This is a genomic window from Arthrobacter sp. R-11, assembly GCF_049913155.1.
GTDB lineage: Bacteria > Actinomycetota > Actinomycetes > Actinomycetales > Micrococcaceae > Arthrobacter.
This window is the reverse complement of record NZ_CP183979.1, coordinates 4,188,128-4,206,338: the sequence shown is the minus strand read 5'-3', so window position 1 is coordinate 4,206,338 and position 18,211 is coordinate 4,188,128. Positions and strand designations below refer to the sequence as shown.

Here is an 18,211-nt window from a genome sequence, read left to right as displayed (position 1 = left end):
ACTAAGGAAGGAACGCAAGTGCTCCGCTATCTGGGCAAACGTGCCCTCACCTACCTGGTGATGATCTTCCTGACCACCTCGGCCGGGTACTTCCTTGCCGTCAGCTCCCTCAAACCGGCGCTGTTGGAACAGGAAAAGATCCCGCGGCCCACCCCCGAACAGGTGGCCAACTCCTTCCGCCTGCTGGGCCTGGATCCGAACATGAATCCCTGCGAGCGCTACATCCAGTGGCTGGGCGGCATCCTCACCCGCTGGGACTGGGGGCGCAGTCCCAACGGCGCCTACGTGAATGCCGAATTCGCCGACCGGGTGATGATTTCCACCAGGCTCTTCATCGCCTCGATCATCCTCACGCTCATCATCGGCGTGGCCCTGGGCGTGTACTCGGCCGCCCGGCAGTACAAGTTCCAGGACCGTGCGATCACCTCGTACAGCTACCTGGTGCACATCCTGCCCGCGCCGATTGCCTACTTCCTTGTGCAGCTGGGCGCCATCGGCATCAACGACGCCGTGGGGGAGCGCATCTTCTTCGTCACCGGCATTTCGACGCCGGGAATCGAGCCCGGCTGGCCGGCGTTCGTTGACCTCGTGGCCCATTACGCCGTGCCCACCTTCGCGATGACGGTGTTCGGCTGGGCCGGCTACCAGATCGCCCAGAGGCAGTACCTGCTGGACAACGTCAACGCCGACTTCGTCCGCACCGCCCGGGCCAAGGGACTCACCCGCAACCAGGCCATTACCCGGCACGCCCTGCGCGTGTCCTTCATCCCGGTGGCGCAGAGCATCGCCTTCACCATCCCCGCCATCTTCACCGGCGGCTTCTTCGCCGAGGCCATCTTCGCGTGGCCAGGCGTGGGCCTCTGGAGCATCGACGCGATCGGCAAACAGGACGTCAACGTGGCCACCGCCATGCTGGCCTACGGCTCGGTGATCTTCGCCATCGGCGCCATCCTGGCCGACTTCGCAACTACCCTGGTCGATCCGCGAGTGAGGGTCCAGTAATGACGAACCTTATCGATCCCGTAGCCGAACTGGACGAAGCCAGGGCGGCCGACGTCGTCATCGGCAAGGGCCGCATCATCTTCCGCCGCTTCATGCGGAACAAAACGGCAGTGGCCGGCCTGGCCATCTTCGTTGCGCTCTTCGCCTTCTCCCTGATGGGCGGCTTCCTCACCAGCTGGGACAAGGACACCATCGATCCGCTCAACATCGGCATGGGCCCCTCGCCGGAACACCTCCTGGGCACCTCGCAGGCCGGCATCGACCTGCTGGCCCTGGTGGTCGAAGGCACCCGGGTATCCATCTTCATCGGCCTGATCGTGGGCGGGCTGTCCGTGCTGATCTCCGCCATCTACGGCTGCACCATGGCCTTCTTCGGCGGCAAGGTGGACTCGGTGATGCTCTTCATCCTCGAAGCGCTCATCATGATGCCCGCTATCCTGGTGGTGGCCGTGGCCACGAGCGGCGGCGGCCAGAGCCTCAAGGAACTGCCCAGCTGGCTGCTGCTGATCGCCGTCCTGCTGTTCTTCAGCTGGATGGGAACCGCCCGCCTGGTCCGCTCCCTGGCCATGTCCCTGATGCAGCGGGACTACGTGAAGGCTGCCAGGTACATGGGCGTTCCGTCCATGAGGATCGTGCGCCGCCACCTGGTCCCGAACATCGGCTCCCTCCTGGTGCTGGACTTCACCCGGGGCATCACCGGGGCCATCCTCGCCGAGGTGGCGTTCTCCTACATAGGCATCGGCATCAAGCTGCCCGACGTCAGCCTCGGCGTGCTGATCGGCGGCGCCACCGGACAGGTGTCCTCCTTCCCCTGGATGTTCTGGGTGCCGCTGACCGTCATGTTCCTGCTGACCGGCTCCCTGGCCATGATGAACGACGGCCTCCGGGACGCGTTCGACCCCAGCTCCACCTCGATCGGCCGCGCCAAACCCCCACAGAAGCTGAACGCAAAGAAGAAGAACAAATGAGCAGCGAGACCTCAACCCAGGCCGGAACCCAAACCGGACCGTCCGCCGTCGAGCGCCTGCGCGACGCCGGCCTCTACGCTCCCGGGGACGCTGTCCTCAGCGTCCGGGACCTGAACGTGCGCTTCAACTCCGAAAACGGCGTGGTCCACGCGGTCCGCGGCGTCGACTTCGAGCTGATGGCCGGCAAGACCCTGGGCATCGTGGGCGAGTCCGGATCCGGGAAGTCCGTCACCTCCATGGCGATCATGGGCCTGCTGCCGGAAACCGCGGAAATCAGCGGCTCCGTGCGCTTCAAAGGCCAGGAACTGCTGGGCCTGGGCGACAAAGCCATGTGCAAGCACCGCGGCAGCGACATCGCCATGGTGTTCCAGGACCCGCTTTCCTCCCTGACCCCCGTCTACACCGTGGGCCACCAGATCATCGAGGCCCTCACCGTCCACAACCCGGGCATGAGCAGCCGGGCGAAGGAATCCCGCGCCATCGAGCTCTTGGCCATGGTGGGCATCCCCAGTCCGCAGGCCCGGCTGAAGTCCTTCCCGCACGAGTTCTCCGGCGGCATGCGCCAGCGCGTGATGATCGCCATCGCGATCGCCAACGACCCCCGGGTGCTGATCGCAGACGAGCCGACGACGGCCCTGGACGTCACCATCCAGGCCCAGGTCCTGGAAGTGCTGCACGCGGCACAGGAGGAAACCGGGGCCGCCGTCGTGATGATCACCCACGACCTCGGCGTGGTGGCGGGTATGGCCGATGACATCATGGTCATGTACGCCGGCAAGCCCGTGGAAACGGGTTCGGTGCAGGACATCTACTACAACCCGCGGATGCCCTACACACTGGGCCTGCTGGGCGCGGTTCCGCGCGTCGACACCTCCCAGGAGAGCTCCCTGGTGCCGATCGAGGGCACTCCGCCCAACCTGATCAACCCGGTGGAGGGCTGCTCCTTCGCGGCCCGCTGCCCGCTGGCCACCGACGAGTGCCGAATCGCCGAGCCCGCGCTGCTCACGGTCGACGGCAGCGACGGCCATCACGCCGCGTGCATCAAGAGCGGAGAGCTCGACGGCGTGGACGCGCACCGCATCTTCCACGCGCCCCCGGTTCCGGTGTCAAAGTTCGACGGCGTCCCCCGGGACGAGCGGGCAAAGGTCCTCGAGCTCAAGGACGTGAAGAAGCACTTCCCGTTGCTCAAAGGTTCCCTTTTCAAGCGCCGCATCGGCACGGTCAAAGCCGTGGACGGGCTCAGCTTCGACATCCGCGAAGGCGAGTGCCTGTCCATCGTCGGGGAGTCGGGCTGCGGCAAGACCACCACGCTGCTGGAAATCATGGAGTTCCACACCGGGCCCCAGAGCCCAGGCCAGCAGGGCGAGGTGGTGATCGGCGGGCTCAGCAACAAGGTGGCTACCGACGGCAAGACCAAGCAGGCCATGCGCAAGGAAATGCAGATGGTCTTCCAGGATCCCACCGGCGCCCTGGACCCGCGCTTCACGGTGTATGAAGTGCTGGCCGAGCCGCTGGAAAACCTGGGGTTCCCGAAGACCGCCATCAGGAAGCGCATCATGGAGCTGATGACGCTGGTGGGGCTGCAGCCGGACCATGTGAACCGCTTCCCCAACCAGTTCTCCGGCGGCCAGCGCCAGCGCATCGGCATCGCCCGGGCGCTCGCGGTGAACCCCAAGCTGGTGGTCCTGGACGAACCGGTCTCCGCGCTGGACGTTTCCGTGCAGGCCGGTGTCATCAACCTCCTGGACCAGCTCCGTGCCGAACTTGGCTTGAGCTACCTCATGGTGGCGCACGATCTTTCCGTGGTGCGGCACATCTCCAACCGGGTGGCCGTAATGTACCTGGGCAAGATCGTGGAAATGGGGGACGTGGACCAGGTCTTCGACAACCCGCGCCACCCGTATACCCGCGCCCTGCTCTCCGCCATCCCGGTCCCGGACCCCGAACTGGAACGGACCCGCGAGCGGATCATGCTGCAGGGCGACCTGCCCAGCCCCCTGGACGCACCCAAGGGCTGCAACTTTGCCACCCGTTGCCCCGTTTTCGCCGCCCTGCCGCAGGCGAAAAAAGAAAAGTGCCTCACGCTGGAACCGCCCCTGGCAGGGGACGACGCGACGGCGGCCGGCGGCTCTGCGTCCGGAGCAGCGGATGGAACGGATCCGGAGGAAGCGCAGCAATTCGCCTGCTTCTTCCCGGACGGCGAGATCGACGCCGACATGCTCGTGGTGCATGCCTGACGGGAAACCACGGCTTTTCAAGAACCTCATCCGCAGCAAACCCAAGCCATCACTTCAACCAAACGCAGTACTGAAGGGGAGAACAATGAAGAAGTACCTGACCATCAGCGGCGTGGCGATCGCCTCGGCGCTGATGCTGACCGCATGCGGCGGCGGCACGCCGTCGGGCCCTGCATCCCAAAAGGCGCAGTCGGCAGGCGGCGATATCAGCAAGCTCATCAGCATCAATGAAAAGGACCCGAAGGACCTGGAACAGGGCGGCACGCTGACCCTGGCCTTGGACAGCATCGGCCCGGACTTCAACGGTTTCTCCAATGTGGGCAACAGCGCGGACAACACCGCGCTGCACCGTCCGATCGACGGCGCCGGCACCTGGGGCTGCTGGAACTTTGCCTTCGACGGCACCGCGACGCCGAACAAGGACTTCTGCGAGTCCGTCAAGAGCGAGGTCAAGGACGGCAAGCAGACCGTCACCATCAAGGTCAACGACAAAGCGACCTTCAACGACGGCACGCCGATCGACGTCAAGACGTTCGAGAACACCTGGAAGATGCTCCAGGGCAAGAACAAGGACATCGACATCGTGACCTCCGGCGCCTACGAATTCGTGGACTCGGTCAAGGCCGGCGCCAATGACAAGGAAGTCATTGTCACCACCACCCAGCCCGTGTACCCGCTGGATGCCCTGTTCACCGGCCTGATCCACCCCAAGGTGAACACCCCGGAAATCTTCAACAAGGGGTTTGCCGGCAACCTCCACCCCGAATGGATGGCCGGCCCCTTCAAGGTGGAGAACTACGATGCCGCCGCCAAGACCGTCGTAGTGGTCCCCAATGAGAAGTGGTGGGGTGCCAAACCGGTGCTCTCCAAAGTGGTCTTCCGCCAGATGGAAGACAGTGCGACGATTGCCGCCTTCAAGAACGGTGAAATCGACGCGACTGACGGCCGGACCCTTACCCGCTACAAGCAGCTGGAAGGCACCAAGGACACTGACATCCGCCGCGGCCAGCGCCTCTTCGCCGGTGGCCTGAACCTGAACGCCAAGCGCGCGTCCCTCACCGACGTCGCCGTCCGCAAGGCCGTCTTCACCGCCGTCGACCGCGAAGCCATCCGCAAGGTGCGCTTCAACGGCCTGAACTGGGAAGAGGAAAGCTCAGGATCGATGATGCTGATGCCGTTCTCCAAGAACTACCAGGACAACTACCCGGTGAAGGAGAGCGGCCCGGAAGCGGCCAAGAAGGTCCTCACGGACGCCGGTTACACACCGAACAGCAAGGGCATCATGGAGAAGGACGGCAAGCCCGTTGCCTTCAAGATCACCAACTTCGGCGACGATCCCACCTCGCTGGCAACCACCCAGACCCTGCAGAAGCAGCTCCAGGCTGCCGGCATGGACGTGGGAATCGACCAGAAGGGCAGCGGGGAATTCGGCAAGATCATCGGTTCCCGCGAGTTCGACATGACCATCTCCGGCTATACGGTGGGCTCTGACGCCACCGACGCCGTGAAGCAGTACTACGACTCCAAGGTCAACGAAAACGGCCTGGGTGACAAGGAGCTCGACGCCGAGATCGCCAAGCTCTCCAGCATCGAGGACGACGCCGAGCGAAACAAGGCCGCCATGGAGGTCGAGAAGAAGCACATGGCCAAGTACTTCTCCATGGGTGTTGTCATGAACGGCCCGCAGATCTACTTCGTCAAGAAGGGCCTGGCGAACTACGGTCCGTCACTGTTTGCCAACTCGACTGACACCCCGGTTCCGGACTGGACCACCATCGGCTGGGAAAAGAAGTAACCCCCGCTGCAGCAACACACGCTTCAGCAACACACGAGGGGCCGGTGCCCGCGGAAGATCCGCTGGCACCGGCCCCTCGCTGTCGGACGCCGGTGAGCCGGGCGTAGCCTTGGCAGCATGACCGCAGCTTCCCGCACTCCCATCCGTGCCGCCGTCGCCGGTTACGGCCTGTCCGGCAGCGTTTTCCACGCGCCGTTCCTCGCCGCCAACCAGGAGTTCTCACTGGACGTGATCGCCACCTCCGACGCCGGGCGGCGCCAGTCCGCAGCGGAGCGCTATCCGGGCGTGAAGCTCGTGGACCGGCCGGACGACATACTGGCCCTCGCCGGGGAACTGGACCTGATCGTGCTCGGGACGCCCCCGGCAAGCCACTACCCGCTGGCGAAAGCCGCGCTGGAAGCCGGGCTCGACGTCGTCGTAGACAAGCCGTTCGCCGTGCACAGCGCGCAGGCGCGGGAACTGATCGAGCTGGCGGGGCGGCTGGGCCGGGTGCTCACCGTGTACCAGAACCGCCGCTGGGACGGCGATGCTCTCACCGTAAGGAAACTGCTCGACGCCGGCGTGCTGGGTGAGGTGCTGCGTTTCGAAAGTTCCATGGAGCGCTGGGCGCCGCAGATCAGCAAGGCCTGGAAGGCCGGCGCGGGCGTGAACGACGGCGGCGGGGTCCTCTACGACCTCGGCACCCACGTGCTGGACCTGGCGCTGCAGTTGCTGGGCCCCGCGACGGTCAGCTACGCGGAAATCACCGCGCGCCGTGCACAGGAACGCGCTGACGACGACGTCTTCCTGGCGCTCCGGCACGAGTCCGGCGTCATCAGCCACCACGCACTGAACTTGAGCAGCCGCCTCCACGGCCCGCGCTTCCGGATCCTGGGCAGCGACGCCGGCTTCGTGAAGTACGGCATCGACCCGCAGGAACCGTTCATCCTGGCCGGCGGCCTGCCCGCGGACCCTGCGTACGGCCTCGACTCGCAGGAGAACTACGGGATCCTGGAGCGCGACGGCGTCCGCACGCCCGTGCCCACCGAGCGCGGCGCCTACCAGGAGTTCTATCGGATCCTCGCCGAAAAGATCGGCGACGGCGGAGCCTCCTCGGCGTTGCCCCTCCCGGTGGATCCGGCGGATTCGGCCGCGGTGCTGGAGCTGATAGAGCAGGCCCGGGAGCTCGCTGCCTGAAAACTTTTTCCGTGAAGGTGTAACTTTTCCGCGGCCCCTGGCGATGTAAGGGTCGTGCGGGCAACGCCCGCGCCACAGACCACCGGCAGCCGACCGTTGCTGCCGTGCCAATGCCAGACATTTTGTCGGAGGGTTCCATGTCCTTGTTCACTGTCCTTGCCACCAGCAAAGTCGCAGCCGGCCTCCTCGCCGCCGGAGCCGTCACGGTAGGCGGTTCCGGCGTAGCCGCGTTCGCCGGCGCGCTTCCTGCCGATCTTCAGCAGAAGGCCCATGAACTGATCGGCGCACCTGCTCCTGCTGCCCAGGAACTTGCCGGAGAAGCCGGCGCCGCGAAGGCGAAGGCCACCGACGCTGCTGGTGCCGCTGCTGCCGACGCACAGGAAAAGGCAGCTGATTCCGCCGACGGCGCGGAGGCGACTGCTGCCGACGCCGTCGAAGCCGCGAAGGCAAAGATCGCAGGCGCTATTGCGGCCGCGAAGGCGAAGGCCGCCGACGTCGTCCTGCCCGAATCGTTCGGACTGTGCAAGGCGCTGCTCAGCGGTGGGCTGAACGCGGACGCCAAGGTTCCGGGCTATGAGTCCCTGGTTGTCGCCGCAGGCGGCGAGGCCAACGTTGACGCGCACTGCGAAGAGGTTGTGGCAGGCGTCGACGCCCAGCTCGAAGCCCGCGGCACGGCTTCGGCCGAGGCCAACACCGGTGCGAACGCAAGCCTGCCGGCTGTGCCTGCTGTCCCGGCAATTCCCGCCGCGCCGGGCGCCCCGGCTGTTCCTGCCGTGCCTGCCGTTCCGGGGACCCCGGCCGAGCTTCCCGGCAAAGTTGGCGGACTGGCCGATTCCGTCCGTCCCTAAGGCCGCGACTAGGCTCTAACGATGAGGGGCTCCCTGTTTTCGGGCGGGGAGCCCCTGCGATGTAACAGACGACAGCGCCGTTTCCCGGGTCATCGGACGAGGCGGCAGCGCTGCGTGGGATGGAGGGCCGCGGGTGCTGGACCCTTTGGCTGACGAATACACGCCGACGGTCGGGGAGGACCCCGCACTGTTCTTCACGGCTGCCTACAACAGCTTCTCCGGCCAGGTGCGCGGATACCTTCAGGCCCGCGGCGTCCACGACCCCGAAGCGGTCACCCAGGATGTTTTCCTGGCCTTGTACCCGAAAATCCCATCCCTTCACGGCGGCCTCCAGGGAGCGAAGTCGCTGCTCTTCTCGATCGCACACGCACGCCTGGTGGACCACTACAGAAAACGGGAGCGCGAACCGGCGTTCAGTTCCTTTGAGCCGGAACTGGATGACCGCCGCGCACCGTCGGCCGAGGCACAGGCGTTCGGCCACGGCGAGGGGCTTGGCGTGACCGAGCTGCTGGCGGGGCTCAGGGACGATTACCGCGAAGTGCTGGCCTTGCGGGTCGTGGCGGACCTTTCACTGGAAGAAACGGCGGCCATCATGGGGAAGACGCAAGGGGCTGTGAAGCAGTTGCAGCGCAGGGCCCTGCACGCACTCCGGAAGTGCGCGCTACAAAGGAATGGCAGATCATGAGCGAAAAACCCGCTAACGGCGCTGCCGCGGGCATCGACCGCCTGCTGGCAGAGGCCGGCCTCCGTGACGCGGCGGACCTCCGCGGCGAACTGCTGGAACTCCGTGCCCTGGCCGAAGTCCGCCCGGAGCCTTCGGCGCAACTGCAGGCCCTGATGGTGCCGGGCGCCGTCCTCCGGCACGCGGAGGACCCCGCGACCGACAGCACTGCCGCCGCGCCCGTGGACGAATTGTCCGCGCGCCGCAGCAGGCGCCGCTTGGTGGTCACCGCCGTCGCCGTCGCGGCATCACTCGCGGCCGGTGCCACGGCTGCAGCAGCTTCCGACGGCGGCATCCCGGCTGCCTTGAGCCACCTGGGCGAGGCGGTGGGCACCGTTGTCGCCAAGGTGCTCCCGGCGCCGGCCGCGCCGCCCGCAGCTCCGGCGGCGCCATCCTTCAGCCCGCATCCCACTGAGGCGGCCCACGCCCCGGGCGCAGCCCCGGCTCCTTCCACCACCGCCACGCCGCCCGCCGGGAACCCGGCCCCCGTGACCCCGCATCATTCCGGAAGTTCCGTTGAACCGCGGAAGGACATTCCGGTCATTCCCTCGGAAGGACCGGTCAAAGTGCCTGTGCCCGCGCCCACAGCGCCGGTGCCGGTCCCCTCGCCATCCCTGCCGGAGGTTCCGGCGAAACCCTAGGCCTGTTAAAACAGCAATCGACCGTCCCCAGCGGCTCCCCAGGCTCGTTCTTCGCCCGGGGCCACTCGCCGCTGTGGGCCCCGCGTTGATGTCGTTCTGGAGGTCCAAAACGACGTCTACGCAGGGGACAGTCGATTGTCGTAAGGCTGAAGCTACGCGGAAATCACTGCGCGCCGTGCACGGGAACTCGCCGACGACGACGCCTTCCTGGCGCTCCGGCACGAGTCCGGACTGCGGGACTCTTGACGGGCAAAGGGGCTGAGCGTAGCTTGCACTTGCACCGAACGTAGGGGGCTGGCCTAACGGTGCTTCAGCCCCCTATTGAACGGAGATGCCCCAATGTTCAAGCCCCATCTCGCGGCGGTCCTTGCCTGTGCGGCCGCCTTATTCGTAGGAGTTCCGGGAGCCTCGGCGGCAACCGGGGCGCCCCAGTCCTCATCGTCAGCCGATCACAGCGTTGATCCCTCAACCCTCAACCCTCCGGTCCCGGCCGAGTTCAACCCCGTGTGCAAAACAGTCGGTGCGGGAACCATCTGTGATGTGGCGTTCACGGAGCCGTCGTTCTCGGGGGAACCGACAGGAATCCAGTGCGCCGGGCCTGCACCCTTTGAGGTCCTTATCAGCGGGACCAGGTCCGTGACCGGAAAACGCTACTACGACCTGAACGGGGACCTGACCGAGCGACACTTCCGGGACGAAATCCTCGGAACTCTGACGAATCCGCTGACCGGCGCCACCCTCTCCTGGTATGAGCGCAACCGGATCGACCATATCCTCGGAACCCCCGGCGACCCCGGCACAGGGACCGAGGCATTGACCAACCGCTTGCGGATCGCCGGGACGGACGGAACGGTCTTGATCGATGCCGGCCGAACAGTCCAGAACGCAGCGGACGATTCCGTACTTTTCGAAGCGGGACAGCATCCGTTCTTCGAGTACTTCGAGCACGGAGACTCCAGCGCGCTTCAGCCGATCTGCGAGGCGCTTTCCTAGGCCTGCTTAAACAGCAATCGACCGCCCCCAGCGGCTCCCCAGGCTCGTTCCTCGCCCGAGGCCACTCGCCGCTGTGGGCCCCGCGTTGATGTCGTTCTGGAGGTCCAAAACGACATCAACGCAGCAGTCGATGCGGGTGAAGCTAGGCCGAAACCAGCTCGTGCCAGTCGGCCACCAGGGGCAGGCCGTGGGCCTCGGACACCGAGTGGTGTGCCACGTGGCCGGCGGCGATGTTGAGGCCGGCGGCCAGGGCGGGGTCGCGGTCGAAGGCGGCCTTGACGCCCAGGTTGGCCAGGGCCACGGCGTAGCGCAGGGTGACGTTGGTCAGCGCGTAGGTGGAGGTGTTCGGCACGGCGCCGGGCATGTTGGCGACGCAGTAGAAGATCGAGTTGTGCACCTTGTAGGTGGGTTCCTGGTGCGTGGTGGGGTGGGTGTCGGCGAAGCAGCCGCCCTGGTCCACTGCGATGTCCACCAGCACGGAGCCCGGCTTCATGCGGGAGACGAGCTCGTTGGAGACCAGCTTCGGTGCCTTCGCACCCGGGATCAGGACGGAACCGATCACGAGGTCGGCGTCCACCACGGCCTTTTCGATCTCGTAGGCGTTGGAGGCGACGGTCTTCAGGCGGCCCTGGTACTGGGCATCCAGCTCGCGAAGGCGGTTGATGTTGATGTCCATGATGGTCACGTCGGCGCCGAGGCCCAGGGCCATAGCGGCGGCGTTGGTGCCGGCCACGCCCGCACCCAGCACCACGACCTTGGCCGGACGGACACCGGGGACGCCGCCCAGCAGCACGCCCTTGCCGCCGGCCGGGGCCATGAGGGAGTTGGCACCCACCTGCACGGAAAGGCGGCCGGCAACCTCGGACATCGGGGCCAGCAGCGGCAGTGCACGGCCGTCCTGCACGGTCTCGTAGGCGATGGCGGTGACGCCGGAGTTGATGAGCTCCTGGGTCAGCTCGGGCTCTGCCGCCAGGTGCAGGTAGGTGAAGAGGACCAGGCCCTTGCGGAAGCGGTGGTATTCGGCGGCAATGGGTTCCTTGACCTTCATGACCATGTCGGCGCGGGCCCACACGTCATCGGCTTCGGCAACGATCTCGGCGCCGGCGATCGAGTATTCCTCGTCGGTGATTCCGGAGCCCAGGCCTGCCCCGCGCTCCACCAGCACGGTGTGGCCGTGGGTGCGGAACTCGTGAACTCCGGCCGCAGTGATGGCTACACGGAATTCGTTGTTCTTGATCTCTTTGGGGACACCGATGATCATTTTTTGGGCTCCATTGTCGAAAGGCTTGCTGGGCCTCTGTGCGGTGGGGGACTGTGATTCCAGAATAGATCCGCTGTGAGCCACCAGACAGGAAAGCGCCCGACGGCGGGAAGTGACTTCCGCGTGATTCCGGGGTTTTTGCGATTCTTGCCTCGACATTTGTCGAACCGTGGGGCGGCAGGTGTCGCCTGATGTTGGGTGCCCTCCGAACGGCGCTGGCAGGTGTCCGAGGGGTGTCGCGCCCGCGCGCTCTCATGCCGCGCATCATCACCAAGCTGGCCAACGCAGGCTGCCCGCGCAGCACCTCCGGCCTGGTCATCCCACCGGCTACTCCTTCAACCTCGACGGCGCGGGGCGGACCGTCTGATGGATTCGATGCAGGTGGTGGTCAATCTCCTGGGCAACTGCGTGGCGACCTTCGTGGTGGCCAGGTGGGAGGGCAGCTTCGACCGCGAGGCCATGCTGCGTGCCTCCGGGGAGAGAAAGCGGAGCTTTCCCGGCAGTAGTCTTGCTGCATGCAGCAGGACGTGGAACAGCTTGTCGAGGAAGTGGCGCTCAAGCTCGGCCGCGGCCTGTCGCTGGAGGACCTCGACGGCGTGCTGCTCGCCTACAGCTCCAACCAGTCCCACGCCGACCGCGTCCGGGTGAACTTCCTGCTCAGCAAGAAGGTGCCCGCGGACGTGAGCGCCTGGCAGCTGTCGCACGGCATCGCCACGGCGGTGCGCCCGGTGGTGGTCCCGGCCAACGATGAACTGGGCATGCTGGGCCGGGTGTGCGTTCCCTTGCTGGTGCGCGGATTCCGGGTGGGGTACCTCTGGGTGCAGCAGGACCTCGAGGAGCAAAGCGCGACGGCGATCCTCGCCCAACTGCCCGGCGTGCGGAACGAACTGGACCTGCTGGCCGGGCTGCTGCTGGAATCCAACACCGCCGAGTCCGAGTTCCGGCGCCGCCGCGAACGCGAGTTCCTTTCCGCGTGCGAGGGCGAATCGAACGCGCTTGCCGCGGTGGCCGGCTGGAAGGAAATCCAGGGCAAAGCCCCGTGGCAGCTGGTGGTGGTGCTTGACGCCGGAGGAGGCGACGGCGTCGGCGATCCCCTCGCGGCGACCCTCATCCACCGCTCGGCCGCGCTGCAGTCCACCATCGGCGTCGACTCCGTGCTGTTCAGCGCCGGAGCAGAAACGCACGCCGTGATGCTGTTCCGGGAAACCGCCGGACGGGCCGTGCACGCGCAGGTGCTGGTGCACTACCAGCTGGAGCTGGCCAAGCGCTCCGGCCGCGGCGTGGAGCGGCTGATCCTGGGCATCAGCGAACCGTTGCCCGCGATCCGCGGACTCGGCCCCGCCTACCGGCAGGCAAAGCTTGCAGCCCAAGCCGCCGCCGTCGACCCCCGCCTCGGCGAGCTGGTGGACAGCCGTGCCACCGGCGTCTACCAGCTTTTCGACCGCCTGACGGCCCCGGGCGGCTGGGACGACCACGGCTCAGTGCACTTCGGCACGCTGGAGGCCGCGGACCGCAACGGGGAACTCCTGCCGGTGCTCGAGCTGCTGTATGACAGCGACGGCTCGGTGCAGGAAGTGGCGAAGGAACTGCACCTGCACCGCAGCAGCATCTACAACCGGCTGGCGCGGATCCGGCAGCTGATCGGCGTCGATCCCCTCAACGGGGGAGTCCGGCTGGAACTGCACGCGGCGCTCAAGGCCAGGAGATGGGCGGCGCGGCCGCGGATCTGATCCCGGCCGCGGGCCTGAGCTCGGCCGCGGACCTGAAGGCCGGGGCCTAGCTGTCGGCGGGGTCGCGGAGCGGGAGTTCGCCGGTTTCCGGCCTGGCCGTGCGGCGCCGGGCAAGCCTGTTGTCCACCCAGAAGGCGACCGCGACAAAAGCCACACAGGCGAACATGAAAGTGGCCACGAAATTCAGTCCCATGAGCGAACCCAAGGGGGCGGCAATGGCCATCGCGGCCAGGCCCGCCAAGATATGCCATCCCTTGAAATTTCGCACGGATTAAGGGTATCGCCGGGGGTGCGGCCCTTTGGCGTGTTCCGCGGGATTGTTGCTTGATCCTTATCACGCCGTCATGTGCGACGGGGCCGGTGTCATGCTTGGCCGGCAGGCTCTTCCGCTGCGGGGCCGGCCGGATCCGCGCCCTTTTTCTGGGCTTTCTGGGTTTCGAGCCAGGCCATGATGGCGCCGAGTCGGATGCGCCGGTGCGTGCCCCGGTACTCCACGGGGATCTCGCCCCGGTCGGTCATATTCCGCAGATAAGTGTGCGAGATTCCCGCAAGCTCCGCCGCCTGTGAGGTGGTGAGCATTTCCTCGATGCTGCTGACGCTCACCGCTTCGCCGCGGCCGAGCCTCTGGAGCATGTCGACGACGGCGTCCCGCGCCGTGGCGGGGAGACGGTGGACGGTGCCGTCCACGAACACCGTGATGTCGTTGCTGTCCTGGAGCGAACGGGCCAGGCCTTGGGCTTCCTCGGCGGGTAGCCCGGGAGTTACGCGGGGGGCTCTCAATGCCATGGCAGAAGCCTATCGGTCCGCTAGGCCCTGAACCGAGCCCGGCAAAGTTGGAAGCGAACAGGGCGGCAGCCCGCGAAGGCGGCCGGACTATTCAGGCCGTGGGGCGCCGCGGGGTCCCGTGAACCAGCCCGGGGGCGGTCCGTGAAACAGCCCGGACTCAGCCGCCCGCAATTTCCCGCAGGACCCGCAAATGCTCGGCCCATGCCTCGCGCCCGTCGGGTGTCAGACTAGCCGAGGTCCGCGGCATTTTGCCGGCGAAGCTCTTCTTGATTCTCACGTACCCGGCCTTTTCCAGGAGGGACAGTTGTTTGCTCAGCACCGAATCACTCACCTGGATGGCATCCCGGATGTCTTTGAAATCGAGCATTTCGGCATGTGCAAGCGCGGCCATGATGGAAAAGCGGACCGGTGAATGGACAAGCTCGTTGAGCCCATGGCGGGGATGGTCTACGGCGCTCATGCGCGCAGCTCGCGGAACGCCGCGGCCAGGCCGACGGCGGCCAGGAAGATGGCAGCAGGGACGTAGAACCACAGGTTTCCCGTGGGGAAGAATATGGCTCCCAGAATCAAGGCTGCGCAATAGAGCGTGAAGTAGGCAAAGAGGGAGGTCAGGAACCGCCGGGTGAATCCGGCCTTGGTGGATTTCTGGAACATCGGCCAGATGCTTGCCGTCGCGGCTCCCCAGATGCCTGCGGATACGGCCAGCAAGGGTGCGCCGTAACCGGTGTGGGTGACGATCTGCATGCCAATCATCAGGAAGGAACCAATGATGGCCAGGCTGGTGAAGACCATCGCCGCAGGCCAGGCGGCTGAACTGGTGGAAATGGACCCGATCGAGTCGGCCTTTGCTAGTAGCTCCCGCGCACTTTCCGGAGACAAGCTACCTGTCGTTTCGTCCATGACGTTCCCCCTGTTGTTTGTGTTCAGTGCGACGATTCTAGGAAAGTACTTTCCAATACGTCAAGTACTTTCCATTGTTCCCGGCCCCGTCTGGATGGATTGGACCGCATTGGGAAATCTCCAAGAAATTCGTCGTTGACACCTTCGACTAACGCGCGTAACCTGAATCACATCTTCCAGGTGACGCGCGTTACCTAGCGACCTGGAACAGTAAACCAGAGCAAGCAGAGGCTTTGTTCGACGAAGAGCAAGTGGAGCATTCAATGGCGAGAAGCACCGCCGACGGCAAGGCCGGCAAAGCCGCGAAAACCGCAGGCAAAGCCGCTAACGCGTCAAGCAAGCCCCGGCAGCGGGGGGTTACCATGACCGACGTCGCCCGGCACGCCGGGGTTTCCCGCACCACCGTCTCCTTCGTCCTGAGCAACCGCGCGAATGTGGGCATCTCCGAGGAAACCCGGAACCGCATTGCCGAGGCCGTCCAGGAACTCGGGTACCGGCCAAACGCCGGCGCCCGCGCCCTGGCCTCCCAGCGCAGCGACTGGTACGGCATTGTCACCGAGATCGTCACGGCGCCCTTCGCCGTGGACATCATCAAGGGCGCACAGGACCAGGCCTGGCTGGACCGCCGCTTCCTGCTCATCGCGCCCTCCGACCAGGCCGATGCGCAAGGCCCCAACCAGGGCCTGGAGGACGCCGCCATCGAGAAGCTCCTGGAACAGCGCGTCGAGGGACTCCTCTATGCGGCCACGTACCACCGCGGCGTTCACGTTCCGGAAAGCGCTGGCGAGGTGCCCACGGTGCTGATCAACTGCTTTGACGCCGACGGCAAACTGCCCTCCATCGTCCCGGACGAACGCGCCGGGGGCCGGGTCGCCGTCGAACGCTTGCTCCAGGCGGGCCACCGCCGGATCGGCGTCATCAACCTGGACCCGGACATCCCCGCCGCCGTCGGACGCTTGGAGGGCGCCCGCGAAGCACTCGCCGCCGCCGGGCTGGAACTGGACCCGGAACTCGTCGTCTCCGGACACGCGACGGCGGACGGCGGCTATACGGCCGCCTGCACGATTCTTGACCGGTATCCGGAAGAGGAGGGCCGGCCGACGGCCCTGTTCTGCCTCAACGACCGGATGGCGATGGGCGCCTATGACGCCATCAAGGAACGGGGACTGACCATCCCCGGAGACATCGCCGTGATCGGCTTCGACAACCAGGAATTGATTGCGGCCTACCTCAGGCCGAAACTCACCACGGTTGCGTTGCCCTTCGAGGAAATGGGCGCCCTGGGAGTCCGGACGCTCGCAAGCCTTACAGCTGGACAGCCGATCACTGCCCATCAGCAAATGGTCGACTGTCCGCTGCTAGAACGCTTTTCAGTCTGACGGCAAATCATTACCTGAAAAGCAACCCCAACAACACCTTCACCTTCAGTGATGAAGATAGGAATGAGATAACCATCATGACACATCAGCGATTCTTTAGGACTGCCCGCATCACTGCGGCCGGCCTGGCAATAGGCGCAATGCTGCTGACAGGCTGCGTGGCCACGGTCGACAAACCCGCCGGCACCGACGCCGGAAGGAACGCGAACGCCTTCCTCACGATCCCGCGTCCCGACATGGGCACGTTCGTGCAAAATTTCAACCCGTTCGCCCCCACCGTGAACCCGATGGTGCAGCAGTCCATCTACGAATCCCTGCTGATCTTCAACCCGGCCAAGGGAAATACGGTGCCGTGGCTCGCCACCGAGTGGAAGGCCGCGAATGACGGCAAGTCCATCACCTTCACCTTGCGTGACGGCGTGAAGTGGTCCGACGGCAAGCCATTCGTGGCTGACGACGTCGCCTACACCTTCCAGCTGCAGAAGAAGATCAAGGGCGGCTTCGAGTACCTGAAGGCCGTCACCCCCGAGGGGACAAACAAGGTCACCTTCACCTTCAACACGCCGTGGTCGCCGGCCCTGTACGACGTCGGACAGCTCACCATCCTGCCTAAGCACATCTGGTCGGCCCTGAAGGATCCGGAAAAGGACGCCAACGCCAAGCCCGTCGGCACCGGCCCCTACACCGAGGTGGCGAACTTCCAGGCCCAGTCCTTCGTGCTGAAGAAGAATCCCAACTACTGGCAGCCGGAGAAGCAGAAGATCGCCGGCATCAAGGTGCTCGCCTTCGCAGGCAACGACGGCGCCAACCTCGCCGCCGCTAACGGCGACGTGGACTGGGCCCCGCAGTTCATCCCCAACATTGAGAAGACCTTCATCGCCAAGGACAAGGCACACCGCCACTACTGGTTCCCGGCCACGGGCTCGATGATCAACTGGCAGCTCAACACCACCAAGGCGCCCTTCACCGATGTTGACGTCCGCAAGGCCCTCAGCATGGCCGTGGACCGCGACCAGGTCACCAAGATCGGCATGAGCGGCTACGCACAGCCCGCCGACTGCACCGGCCTCTCCGGCAACTACGAAACCTGGAAGAACCCCGCCCTCAAAGACAACTGCACCTGGACCAAGCTCAACGTGGACGAAGCCAACAAACTCCTGGACCAGGCCGGCTACCCTAAGGGCGCCGACGGCAAGCGCACCCTCAAGGACGGCAAGCCCTTCGAGTTCAAGATCTCCGTGGGCGCAACCTCCTCCGACTGGGTGTCCGTGGCCAACGTGATCTCCCAGAACCTGCAGGCCGTGGGCGTCACCGCCAAGGTTGACTCCCCGGACTGGGCCGCGGTGGTGGCTGGCTACGAGCAGGGCACCTTCGATTCCGGCATCGTCTGGAGCGCCAATGACCCCAGCCCGTACAAGTACTTCAACACCTCCATGGGCACAGGGACCGTGAAGCCGGTTGGCACCAAGGCGTTCGACAACTACCACCGCTTCGGAGATACCAAGGCTGATGCCCTGCTGGCCCAGTTCGCGGCCGAGTCCGACGAGTCCAAGCAGAAGGACATCGCCTACAAGCTCCAGGAAGAATACAACGACGCCGCACCGCTGGTGCCGCTGTTCTCCGGCCCGGAATGGGGCGCCTACAACGACACCCGCTTCACCGGCTGGCCCACACAGGACAACCCGTACGCCACCCTCTCGGCCAGTACACCCACCGCTGTCCTGCTACTGACCACAGTCGAGCCGCGCAAGTAAGCGAGCCGCGCAAGGGCCGC

General features: G+C 65.7%; 18 protein-coding genes and 1 pseudogene. 14 read left to right on the top strand and 5 right to left on the bottom strand.

Features of this window, described 5'->3' with window-relative positions:
* Positions 1-18 precede the first annotated feature (18 nt).
* The 9 genes from ACN9M4_RS19175 to ACN9M4_RS19135 all read left to right on the top strand — a co-directional run bounded on the left by ACN9M4_RS19175 (position 19) and on the right by ACN9M4_RS19135 (position 10,381).
* The gene (locus tag ACN9M4_RS19175; RefSeq protein ID WP_426300734.1) at positions 19-1,002 is read left to right on the top strand and encodes an ABC transporter permease; all 984 of its coding nucleotides are present in this window, start codon (positions 19-21) and stop codon (positions 1,000-1,002) included.
* The gene (locus ACN9M4_RS19170; protein WP_426300732.1) at positions 1,002-1,970 is read left to right on the top strand and encodes an ABC transporter permease; all 969 of its coding nucleotides are present in this window, start codon (positions 1,002-1,004) and stop codon (positions 1,968-1,970) included. Before ACN9M4_RS19175 ends, ACN9M4_RS19170 begins: the two co-directional genes overlap by 1 nt.
* Positions 1,967-4,207 (top strand): dipeptide ABC transporter ATP-binding protein, encoded by a 2,241-nt coding sequence (locus ACN9M4_RS19165; RefSeq protein WP_426300730.1) that lies wholly within the window; start codon positions 1,967-1,969, stop codon positions 4,205-4,207. The genes ACN9M4_RS19170 and ACN9M4_RS19165 overlap by 4 nt, the downstream gene beginning before the upstream one ends.
* 85 nt (positions 4,208-4,292) lie before the next feature.
* Positions 4,293-6,002, top strand: coding sequence for an ABC transporter family substrate-binding protein (locus ACN9M4_RS19160; protein ID WP_426300728.1), 1,710 nt, complete (start codon positions 4,293-4,295; stop codon positions 6,000-6,002).
* 117 nt (positions 6,003-6,119) lie between these two features.
* The gene (locus ACN9M4_RS19155) at positions 6,120-7,178 is read left to right on the top strand and encodes a Gfo/Idh/MocA family protein (protein WP_426300726.1); all 1,059 of its coding nucleotides are present in this window, start codon (positions 6,120-6,122) and stop codon (positions 7,176-7,178) included.
* Between the two features lie 137 nt (positions 7,179-7,315).
* Positions 7,316-8,026, top strand: a complete 711-nt coding sequence (locus tag ACN9M4_RS19150; RefSeq protein ID WP_426300724.1) for a hypothetical protein — start codon at positions 7,316-7,318, stop codon at positions 8,024-8,026.
* A gap of 133 nt (positions 8,027-8,159) precedes the next feature.
* Entirely contained in the window at positions 8,160-8,711 is a 552-nt protein-coding gene (locus ACN9M4_RS19145) for an RNA polymerase sigma factor (protein WP_426300722.1), read from the top strand.
* Entirely contained in the window at positions 8,708-9,388 is a 681-nt protein-coding gene (locus ACN9M4_RS19140; protein ID WP_426300720.1) for a hypothetical protein, read from the top strand. Before ACN9M4_RS19145 ends, ACN9M4_RS19140 begins: the two co-directional genes overlap by 4 nt.
* A gap of 636 nt (positions 9,389-10,024) precedes the next feature.
* The gene (locus ACN9M4_RS19135; RefSeq protein ID WP_426300718.1) at positions 10,025-10,381 is read left to right on the top strand and encodes a hypothetical protein; all 357 of its coding nucleotides are present in this window, start codon (positions 10,025-10,027) and stop codon (positions 10,379-10,381) included.
* A gap of 142 nt (positions 10,382-10,523) precedes the next feature.
* Here the strand turns inward: ACN9M4_RS19135 and ald are convergent, their stop codons facing one another.
* On the bottom strand, positions 10,524-11,642 hold the full coding sequence (gene ald, locus ACN9M4_RS19130) for an alanine dehydrogenase (protein ID WP_426300716.1): 1,119 nt from the start codon (positions 11,640-11,642) through the stop codon (positions 10,524-10,526).
* A gap of 230 nt (positions 11,643-11,872) precedes the next feature.
* Here ald and ACN9M4_RS19125 point away from each other — a divergent pair.
* Positions 11,873-12,290, top strand: a pseudogene (locus tag ACN9M4_RS19125) (hypothetical protein); the annotation flags it as partial.
* Complete coding sequence (locus tag ACN9M4_RS19120; protein ID WP_426303548.1) at positions 12,191-13,372, top strand: helix-turn-helix domain-containing protein; 1,182 nt, start codon at positions 12,191-12,193, stop codon at positions 13,370-13,372. The pseudogene ACN9M4_RS19125 and the gene ACN9M4_RS19120, both read left to right, overlap by 100 nt.
* A 46-nt stretch (positions 13,373-13,418) precedes the next feature.
* Here ACN9M4_RS19120 and ACN9M4_RS19115 read toward each other — a convergent pair whose 3' ends face one another.
* From ACN9M4_RS19115 to ACN9M4_RS19100, 4 genes are all read right to left on the bottom strand, one after another.
* Positions 13,419-13,640, bottom strand: coding sequence for a hypothetical protein (locus ACN9M4_RS19115; RefSeq protein WP_426300714.1), 222 nt, complete (start codon positions 13,638-13,640; stop codon positions 13,419-13,421).
* Between the two features lie 95 nt (positions 13,641-13,735).
* A complete protein-coding gene (locus ACN9M4_RS19110; RefSeq protein ID WP_426300712.1) occupies positions 13,736-14,158 on the bottom strand; it encodes a helix-turn-helix domain-containing protein in 423 nt (140 codons plus the stop codon).
* Between the two features lie 157 nt (positions 14,159-14,315).
* A complete protein-coding gene (locus tag ACN9M4_RS19105) occupies positions 14,316-14,618 on the bottom strand; it encodes a winged helix-turn-helix domain-containing protein (RefSeq protein ID WP_426300710.1) in 303 nt (100 codons plus the stop codon).
* A complete protein-coding gene (locus ACN9M4_RS19100) occupies positions 14,615-14,950 on the bottom strand; it encodes a hypothetical protein (RefSeq protein WP_426300708.1) in 336 nt (111 codons plus the stop codon). The genes ACN9M4_RS19105 and ACN9M4_RS19100 overlap by 4 nt, the downstream gene beginning before the upstream one ends.
* Here ACN9M4_RS19100 and ACN9M4_RS19095 point away from each other — a divergent pair.
* From ACN9M4_RS19095 to ACN9M4_RS19085, 3 genes are all read left to right on the top strand, one after another.
* Positions 14,940-15,197 carry a hypothetical protein gene (locus ACN9M4_RS19095; RefSeq protein ID WP_426300706.1) on the top strand — a complete coding sequence of 86 codons (258 nt, stop codon included), beginning with the start codon at positions 14,940-14,942 and terminating at the stop codon, positions 15,195-15,197. The genes ACN9M4_RS19100 and ACN9M4_RS19095 overlap by 11 nt on opposite strands.
* A 223-nt stretch (positions 15,198-15,420) precedes the next feature.
* On the top strand, positions 15,421-16,437 hold the full coding sequence (locus tag ACN9M4_RS19090) for a LacI family DNA-binding transcriptional regulator (RefSeq protein ID WP_426303546.1): 1,017 nt from the start codon (positions 15,421-15,423) through the stop codon (positions 16,435-16,437).
* A 77-nt stretch (positions 16,438-16,514) separates the two neighbouring features.
* The gene (locus ACN9M4_RS19085) at positions 16,515-18,191 is read left to right on the top strand and encodes an ABC transporter substrate-binding protein (RefSeq protein ID WP_426300704.1); all 1,677 of its coding nucleotides are present in this window, start codon (positions 16,515-16,517) and stop codon (positions 18,189-18,191) included.
* Positions 18,192-18,211: the final 20 nt, after the last annotated feature.

Coding starts and splice junctions, on each gene's coding strand:
- ACN9M4_RS19170 (WP_426300732.1), top strand. CDS start 1,002: ATGACGAACCTTATCGATCCCGTAGCCGAACTGGACGAAGCCAGGGCG.
- ACN9M4_RS19165 (WP_426300730.1), top strand. CDS start 1,967: ATGAGCAGCGAGACCTCAACCCAGGCCGGAACCCAAACCGGACCGTCC.
- ACN9M4_RS19160 (WP_426300728.1), top strand. CDS start 4,293: ATGAAGAAGTACCTGACCATCAGCGGCGTGGCGATCGCCTCGGCGCTG.
- ACN9M4_RS19155 (WP_426300726.1), top strand. CDS start 6,120: ATGACCGCAGCTTCCCGCACTCCCATCCGTGCCGCCGTCGCCGGTTAC.
- ACN9M4_RS19150 (WP_426300724.1), top strand. CDS start 7,316: ATGTCCTTGTTCACTGTCCTTGCCACCAGCAAAGTCGCAGCCGGCCTC.
- ACN9M4_RS19140 (WP_426300720.1), top strand. CDS start 8,708: ATGAGCGAAAAACCCGCTAACGGCGCTGCCGCGGGCATCGACCGCCTG.
- ald (WP_426300716.1), bottom strand. CDS start 11,642: ATGATCATCGGTGTCCCCAAAGAGATCAAGAACAACGAATTCCGTGTA.
- ACN9M4_RS19110 (WP_426300712.1), bottom strand. CDS start 14,158: ATGGCATTGAGAGCCCCCCGCGTAACTCCCGGGCTACCCGCCGAGGAA.
- ACN9M4_RS19105 (WP_426300710.1), bottom strand. CDS start 14,618: ATGAGCGCCGTAGACCATCCCCGCCATGGGCTCAACGAGCTTGTCCAT.
- ACN9M4_RS19100 (WP_426300708.1), bottom strand. CDS start 14,950: ATGGTCTTCACCAGCCTGGCCATCATTGGTTCCTTCCTGATGATTGGC.
- ACN9M4_RS19090 (WP_426303546.1), top strand. CDS start 15,421: ATGACCGACGTCGCCCGGCACGCCGGGGTTTCCCGCACCACCGTCTCC.
- ACN9M4_RS19085 (WP_426300704.1), top strand. CDS start 16,515: ATGACACATCAGCGATTCTTTAGGACTGCCCGCATCACTGCGGCCGGC.